The sequence below is a fragment of the Asanoa sp. NPDC050611 genome (genome assembly GCF_040654855.1).
GTDB lineage: Bacteria > Actinomycetota > Actinomycetes > Mycobacteriales > Micromonosporaceae > Asanoa.
Genome location: NZ_JBFAIU010000049.1, coordinates 25,180 through 32,701, shown reverse-complemented (window position 1 = coordinate 32,701; position 7,522 = coordinate 25,180). Strand labels below are relative to the sequence as shown.

The window sequence follows — 7,522 nt, the reverse complement described above, 5'->3', positions numbered from 1 at the left end:
ACGACGGCCAGCCTCTCGGCCGCCAACCCGATCAACACGCGCGCGTTGAGGCCGGCGACGGTGGCGCTGATCCGCGCCCGCAACGCCGCCGGCCGCAGCACCTCCACCTGCGCGCCGAGGCGCAGGAACGCGCCCTCGGCGTGGCTCTCCGACTCGATCGGGACCGTGGCCAGCGTCCAGCCGTCGGGCTGGACCTCGCCGGCCGCCGCCGCCTCGGCGACCGCGCGGCCCATCAGGTGCGGCAGTCGCGGCAACGCCTCCGGTGCGAACCGCGCGACCGCCGACCCTCGATAGAGCCGGTCGCGGAACGAGACCACCTGGGCCCGCCAGTGCGCGGCCAGGTCGAACCCCGCAGGCCACTCGAACCGCTCCGGGAGCACGGTCAGGTCGAGGATCTGGTTGACCTTGTACGTGCGTACCGAAGCGTCGGCCCCGGCCACCAGATACCAGGTGCCCGCCTTGAGCACGAGGCCGTAGGGCGACAGCCGGCGCGCGACGACGTCGGACCAGGTCTCGTAGCGCACGGTGATGACGTGCTGCTCCCACACGGCGGCGGCGACCGCGGCGAGGTGGTCGGCCTCGTCGGCGTCCTGGTACCAGCCCGGCGCGTCGAGGTGGAACCGCTGCCGCATCCGCGCGGCCCGCTCCCGCAGGGCGTCCGGGAGCGCCGCGTCGAGCTTGAGCTGTGCCGCCGCGACCGCCGAGGCCAGCCCGAGCGCGGACGCGGCGCCGGGCAGCCCGGTCAGCACGAGCCCGCGGGCCTCGTCGGCGGTGAGACCCGTGAGCTGGGTGCGGAAGCCGTCGACGAGCTGGTAGCCGTGCGCGTCCGCGTACACCGGGATGCCGGCGGTCCCGAGCGCGACCATGTCGCGGTAGACGGTGCGCACGGAGACGTCGAGCTCCGTGGCCAGGGCGGTCGCGCTGAGCCGACCGCGGCTCTGCAGCAGGAGGACGATGGACAGCAGTCGATCGGCGCGCATGCCCCAAGTCTGCCTGTGACCACTGACAAAGGATGTCAGGCCTGTGCACCTAGCGTCGCTGCCATGACCAACACCGATTTCGCGTTCCTCACCGGGCACTGGACCAGCACGCAGCGGCGCCGCACGAAGGTGCTGGCGGGCCAGGACGAGTGGTACGAGTTCACCGCCACCCTCGACTGCCAGGTGCTGCTGGACGGCACCGGCGTCTTCGACGTGCTGCGCGCCCCGGAGCGCGACATCGAGGGACTGACGCTGCGGCTGTACGACCCGGCGGAGCAGGTCTGGCGCATCTGGTGGGCGTCGAAGACGAGCGGCGGCCAGCTCGACGTGCCGGTGGTCGGGCGGTTCGACGGCCCGATCGGCCGGTTCGAGTGCGACGACACCTGGGAGGGCCGCCCGATCCGGGTCCGCTACGAGTGGAACAGGACCGACCCGCGACACCCGACCTGGCAGCAGTCCTTCTCCCCCGACGGCGGCGAGACGTGGGAGGCCAACTGGGTGGCCACCTTCAGCCGGCCGACGACCTAGCCGGCGGGCATACTGTCGCGGTGCGCCTGTATCTCTCGTCGTTCCGGACCGGTGCGCACACCGAGGCGCTGCTCGCGATGACCGACGGCCGGCACACGGCCCTGGTGCCGCACGCGCTCGACGCCGTGCCGGCCGACGACCGGAAGGCGGGCCTGCGGCGGGACTTCGACGATCTCGGTGCGCTGGGCCTTGACGTGACGCTGGTCGACCTGACCGAGCCGGGTGCGGTGCGCCGGCTGGGCGACTACGACATCGTGTGGGTCCGGGGCGGCAACGTGTTCGTGCTGCGGCGGGTGCTGGCGGACACCGGAGCCGATGCCGTGCTCGTGGACCTGGTCCGCGACGACACGGTGGTGTACGGCGGCTACAGCGCGGGCGCCTGTGTCCTGGCCCCCGACCTGACCGGCCTGGAACTCGTCGACGACCCGCACGCCGTCGAGCGGCCGCTGATGACCGGGCTCGGCCTGCTCGACCGGCCGTTCGTGCCGCACGTGCGGTCACCGGGTCATCCGGAGACGGCCGCCTGCGACGCGGCGTCGGCCGCGTACGCCGCCGCCGGGCGGGCGCACTGGGCCCTGCGCGACGGCGAGGTCCTGCTGGTCGACGGCGACCGCACCCGGCTGCTGCCGGTCTGACCGCGCGGCGGGGGCCACGTCCGGTGGACGTGACCCCCGCCAGAGGTAGGCCGGTCAGTTGCCGAGCAGGGCCGCCGGCGACGCTGCCGGGGCCACGGTGGTCGACGGGCCGTGGTAGATCGCGTTGAAGAGCAGCTTGCTCGGGTCGCGGGACCACGTGCGGAACGTGGGCTCGCTCCCGAACGTCACGATCAGGCCCTCGCCCACCTCGTGCTTGACGACGTTGGCCTTGCCGTTGAGGTGCGAGCCGCCGATCAGCCAGCCGCTCTGGAGCTGCTCGCCCGACTCCGGGAACGACGAGACCACGTCGCCGCCGGTCACGTTGTAGGCCTGGTCGTCCTCGCCGAACCAGACCGGCGTGTCCGGCCGCATGCCCCACGCCACCGGGTCGGTCGTGTCGAAGCGCTGGCTCAGGATGCTGCCCGGCGAGTAGAACTCGTGCTCGTCACCGGGCAGGGCCGGGGCGATGGGCAGGTTCGCCAGCGTCCGGGCCGTGGCCACCGAGTCGCCGATCGCGATCAGCGTCCCGCCGTCGGTCACGAACGACCGCAGTTCGGCCCAACCCTCCTCGCCGACCCCGAACGCCCAGGACCACTCCGCCGGATAGCGGTCGCGGTTGAGGCCGTTGACGATGTCGTTGCGGCTGATGCCGGCCGGCAGCACGATCGTGTCGAACTTCGCGTTCAGGTCGCCCGCGAAGTCGCCCGCGACCACCTCGGTGAAGGGCAGCCCGTTCTGCTCGAACAGCCACTTCATCCAGCCGCCGGGGATGTTGTTGACGCCCCGGAACAGGCCGACCCGGGTGTTGTCCTTGAGGCGCTCGGCCGCCACCCGCGGCGCCTGGCTGACCCCGTGCACCGGGATGCCGGTCCTGCGGGACACCTCGCGCAGCGCCGTCCGGGCCGCGGCGCTCGGCTCGACGATCAGCGTGCCGGGCGCGTGGCCGTCGAACGCGGCGGTCGCCCGCAGGGTGTGCGCACCGGCCTTCTGCAGCGCCGCGATGAACATCGCCGTGCCGTAGGACTCCGGATCCACCAGGTACGCGCCCCGGTTGCCGGGCTGCCCCGGGAACGGCGGCGCGGCCGGCCGCACGTCGCGCACCTGGGTGGTCGACGCCGTGAACGGCGCGGCGACGGTGTTCACCGTGACGCCCAGCAGCATCGGCAGCGTCTGCGCGGTCACGTCGTACGGGCTCTGCGGCGGCCCGCCCGGATACTCCCGGAGGTCCGGGTAGCGCTGGACCTCCAGCAGGGTCTTGGCGAACCGGCCGTACGGCTGCGCGTACCGGATCACGTAGGAGCCGGCGTCGTAGCGCTTGCCGTTCGCGGTGAACGGCGCCGTCGCCTGCTCGATCTCGACGTCACCGGTGCGCAGGACGGTCAGCATCTCGTACGTGGCGAACGGGTCCCGCTGCCCGGCCGGGATCACGTACCCGAACGGCTTGTCCGAGCCCGGGCTCACGGCGTTGCGCTGCGTCCGGTAGAAGTTGAACAGCCACTCCGACCGGTATTTGGCGACATTGGACAGTCCGGCGAACACCGTGGTGTCGAGGTAGTCCACGATCTGCGCCAGCGACCACGACGACTGGTCGTACGGCTCGATGAAGTTGGTGTCCGGCTCCTGTGGCCCGATCGGCCCACCGCTGCTGCTGGTGTACGTGTACGCCAGGTCCCGGGCACTGGCCGCCTCCACGAGGATCCGCGGCGCGCCGTGGTAGGTCATGTACTGCCGCGACGGCGTCCAGTAGTCGTACGTCGAGCCCCAGGTGACGCCCTTCTTGCCCTCCGCGGTGAGGCTGCGGGACATCTCCATGCCGAGCGCGTTGGTCTGCTGGACGGTGATGGGGTCGATGTTCGGGTCGTTCGGCGACAGGTACGGCGGGATGAAGATCCGCGCGTTGCCGGAGCCCATCTGGTGCAGGTTCTGCACGACCTGCGGCTTCCACTCGTTCTGCCACGCCACGCTGAGCTTCGTCTCGGGCTGCGTGAACATGAACCAGTCACGGTTGTCGTCGTGCCCGATGTACTTCTGGTACAGGTCGGGATAGGTGCGGGCGTACGACGTGCCGGCGGTCTCGTTGAAATAGTCGCCGACCCACTCGGTGCCGTCCGGGCTCTGCGCCGGGATGATGAACAGGACGATGTTGTCGAGGATCTCGTCCACACTGGTCGACTTCTCGTCCGCGAGCCGGTGCAGGATGTTCGGGATCACCTGCGCGGTGCCGACCTCCGTGGAGTGGATGGCCGCCTCGAGCAGGTAGATCGGCTTGCCTTCGTCGGCGAGCCGGCGGGCCTGCGCCTCGGTCAGCCCGCGCGGGTCGGCCAGCCGCCTGTTGATCTGCTTGATCCGGTCGAGGTTCGCCAGGTTGGCCGGCGAGCTGACGGTCAGCATCGGGAACGGCTTGTCGGTGGCCGTCTTTCCGAGCTCCTGGTAGAGCACCTTCTCGGACTTGTCGGCGACGAGCTTGTAGTAGCGGACCATGTCCGCCCACTTCGCGAGCCGGCCCTCGGCGCCCAGCTTGAAGCCGAAGAACTGCTCCGGTGTGGTGATCCTCGGTGCTGCGGTGGCGGTGTTCGCCACCAGACCGCCGCCGGCGATCAGGCCGATGGCAAGGCAAGCGGTCAGCAGCCTTCTCCTGGTGCGGGTGCGCATGGTGACCCCCTATCGCTGTGTGCCGTCGGTGCCGAACCGCGGCCGCAGGTCCTGGATCCCGGCGGCGTCGACCTTGGCCGCCGGGCCGTGATAGATCGCGTTGTAGAGCAGGTTGAACTGCGCGCGGGGCAGCGTCCGGAAGGTGATCTCACTGCCGTACGTCACGACCTCGCCCTTGCCGACCGTGAACGACACGACGTTGGCGTCGCCCCGGATGTGCTCGGCCCCGCGCAGGTAGCCGCTGGCCAGCACCTCACCCTCGGCCGGGTAGCTGGAGACCACCTCGCCCGCGTTGCCGGTCAGCTCCCAGGACTGCGTGTTGTAGAGCCAGACCGGCCACGAGTCGGGCATGCCCCACGCGACCGGGTTGTCCGTGTCGAACGTCTGGTGCAGCAGGCTGCCGCCGGTGGTGAACTCGTCCTCGTCGTCCGGCACACCGGGCCTGATCGGCAGGTCGAGCAGCTGCTGCGCGGTCTCCACCGAGCTGCCGATGGCCAGCAGGGTGCCGCCGTCGCGGACGAACTGCGCCAGCTTGGCCCAACCCGCTTCGCCGACGCCGTACGCCCACGAGTAGCGCTCGTCGTACCGGGCCGGGTCGAGACCCTCGACGATGTCCTCCTGCGACACTCCGGACGAGACGACGATCGTGTCGTACAGCTCGCTCAGCGACGTCCGCTGGAAGTCCTGCGCGGAGACCACGTCGTAGTTGACGCCGTACTGGTCGAACTGCCACATGTCCCAGCCGCCGGGCATGTTCCCGACGCCGCGCAGCAGGCCGACCCGGGTCCTGGGCTTGAGCTGGACGCCGTCGACCCGTGGCGCGCGGTCCACCGCGGTGACCGGCACGCCGGTCTTGGCGGAGGCGGTCGCCAGCACCTGCCGGGCCGCACCGGTGGCCGGCACGATGTAGGTGCCCGCGGGATAGCCGGCGAAGGCGGCCGCGGCGCGGAAGGTCGGGATGTTCGCGTCCTGCAACGCCGACACGATCTGGGCCGTGCCGTAGGACTCGGGCCGGACCAGGTAGGCGCCCTTCCCGCCGGGTGCGCGCGGCATGGAGACGGGCGCCGGCTCGACCGACGGGACCCGCTCGAGCTGGGCCTCGAACGGCGTCATGACCTCGGCGACGGAGACGCCGAGCTGCAGCGGCAGGCTCGTCGTGGCCTCGGCGTAGGGCAGCAGCACCGGGCACTCGCCGCAGTCCCGGACCTCGGGGTACCTGTCCGTGCCGAGCACCTGGTGCGCCCAGTTGCCCCGCGGCTGCTTCATCCGGATCACGTGCGACCCGGCCTCGTAGCGCTTGCCGTCGGCCGTGAACGCCGAACGCGCCCGCTCGATCTCGACGTCCGTCCACTCCAGACGCTGGAGCAGTTCGTAGGTGGCGTACGGGTCGCGCTGCTTCGCGTCGACGACGAACGCGTACGTGCCGGACGGCACGCCCTTCGTCAGGTACTCCTGCGGCACCGCGAACAGGTTGTCGTAGAGGAGCTTGTCGCCGTTGTCGGCGGTGTACTCCATGCCCGCGTACGTCGCGATCTTCGCGTAGTCGACGATGTCGGCGAGCGTCCACGTGTTCGAGCGGTACGGCTCGATCAGGTTCATCCGGGCCTGCTGCGGCCCGAGCGGACGCCCGTCGCGGGAGACCTGCGGGTACGCGTAGTCCGTGACCGAGGCGATCTCCGTGAGGTAGATCCCCGCGCCGGTGAACGGGAAGTACCCGCCGGGCTGCTCCAGGGTCCAGAAGATGTGGTACTCGCCGCTGCCGACGCCCGTCTTGCCGGCGGCGGCGAGCGCACGGGCGGCGTGCTGGCCGATCGCGGCCACCGAGGAGCTCATGTTCGCCGGCACGTTCTCGCTGGTGATACCGCCGTACGGCGGCACGAAGATGCGGCTGCCCGAGTTGCCCTTCTGGTGCATGATGTGCACCATCGCCGGGCGGTACTTCTTGATCAGCCCGAGCCGGTACTGCGCCTCGACCTGGGTGAACATCGTCCAGTCACGGTTGTCGTCGTGGCCGGTGTACTTGTGGTAGAGGTCCGGGTACTGGCGGGCCAGCGACGTGCCGGCCGTCCGGTTGAAGTGGTCGATGATCAGCTTCTGGCCGTCGGGGTTCTGCGACGGCACCAGCACCACGACCGAGTTGTTGAGGACCTTCCGGGTGAAGTCCGAGTCCTCGGTGGCGAGACGGTGGACGATGTCGTTGATCGCCTGTCCGTTGCCCACCTCGCTGGAGTGGATCGTCGCCTCGAGGTGGTAGAACGGCACACCCTCGGCGGCCAGCCGGCGGGCCTCCTCGGGGCTGGTGCGGCGCGGGTCGGCGAGCTTCTGGTTGATCTCGACCAGCCGGTCGAGCCGGCGCAGGTTGGCGGGCGAGCTGATGAGGACGGTCCCGTACTCGTTGCCCATCGTCGTCGGCCCGACGGCCTTGTAGTCGACGCGGTCGGACCGGTCGGCGATCAGTTTCAGGTAACGCAGCACATCGGAATAGGCGGCGAGCTTCCCCTCGGCGCCCATCTTGAATCCGAAGTGCTGTTCGGGGGTGGGTATGGCGGCCCGGGCGGCCGCGGCCGACGGGACCAGGCCCGGGCCGGCGGTGGCGGTGGGTGCGGACGCGGTGGCGGCGACCAGCGCCAGCAGGGCCACGCACGCGCCGTACAGGATTGATGGACGGGTCTTGGGCATCGGCGAACCTTCCGACTCGACATCGGTCGTCATAGATCGACGGTGACC

Annotated in this window: 5 protein-coding genes; 2 read left to right on the top strand and 3 right to left on the bottom strand. The window is 70.7% G+C overall.

Annotated elements, in window-relative coordinates:
* On the bottom strand, positions 1 to 980 hold a 980-nt coding region (locus AB0H87_RS10735; protein ID WP_360142579.1), incomplete at its 3' end, for a WYL domain-containing protein.
* A 63-nt stretch (positions 981 to 1,043) separates the two neighbouring features.
* Here AB0H87_RS10735 and AB0H87_RS10730 point away from each other — a divergent pair.
* Both AB0H87_RS10730 and AB0H87_RS10725 read left to right on the top strand, forming a co-directional pair.
* Positions 1,044 to 1,508, top strand: coding sequence for a hypothetical protein (locus tag AB0H87_RS10730; RefSeq protein ID WP_360142577.1), 465 nt, complete (start codon positions 1,044 to 1,046; stop codon positions 1,506 to 1,508).
* Between the two features lie 20 nt (positions 1,509 to 1,528).
* On the top strand, positions 1,529 to 2,143 hold the full coding sequence (locus tag AB0H87_RS10725; protein ID WP_360142575.1) for a Type 1 glutamine amidotransferase-like domain-containing protein: 615 nt from the start codon (positions 1,529 to 1,531) through the stop codon (positions 2,141 to 2,143).
* A 54-nt stretch (positions 2,144 to 2,197) separates the two neighbouring features.
* Here the strand turns inward: AB0H87_RS10725 and AB0H87_RS10720 are convergent, their stop codons facing one another.
* Together AB0H87_RS10720 and AB0H87_RS10715 are read right to left on the bottom strand one after the other, a co-directional pair.
* Complete coding sequence (locus AB0H87_RS10720) at positions 2,198 to 4,795, bottom strand: M14 family zinc carboxypeptidase (RefSeq protein ID WP_360142573.1); 2,598 nt, start codon at positions 4,793 to 4,795, stop codon at positions 2,198 to 2,200.
* Between the two features lie 9 nt (positions 4,796 to 4,804).
* Positions 4,805 to 7,507, bottom strand: coding sequence for a M14 family zinc carboxypeptidase (locus tag AB0H87_RS10715; RefSeq protein ID WP_360142571.1), 2,703 nt, complete (start codon positions 7,505 to 7,507; stop codon positions 4,805 to 4,807).
* Positions 7,508 to 7,522 lie beyond the last annotated feature (15 nt).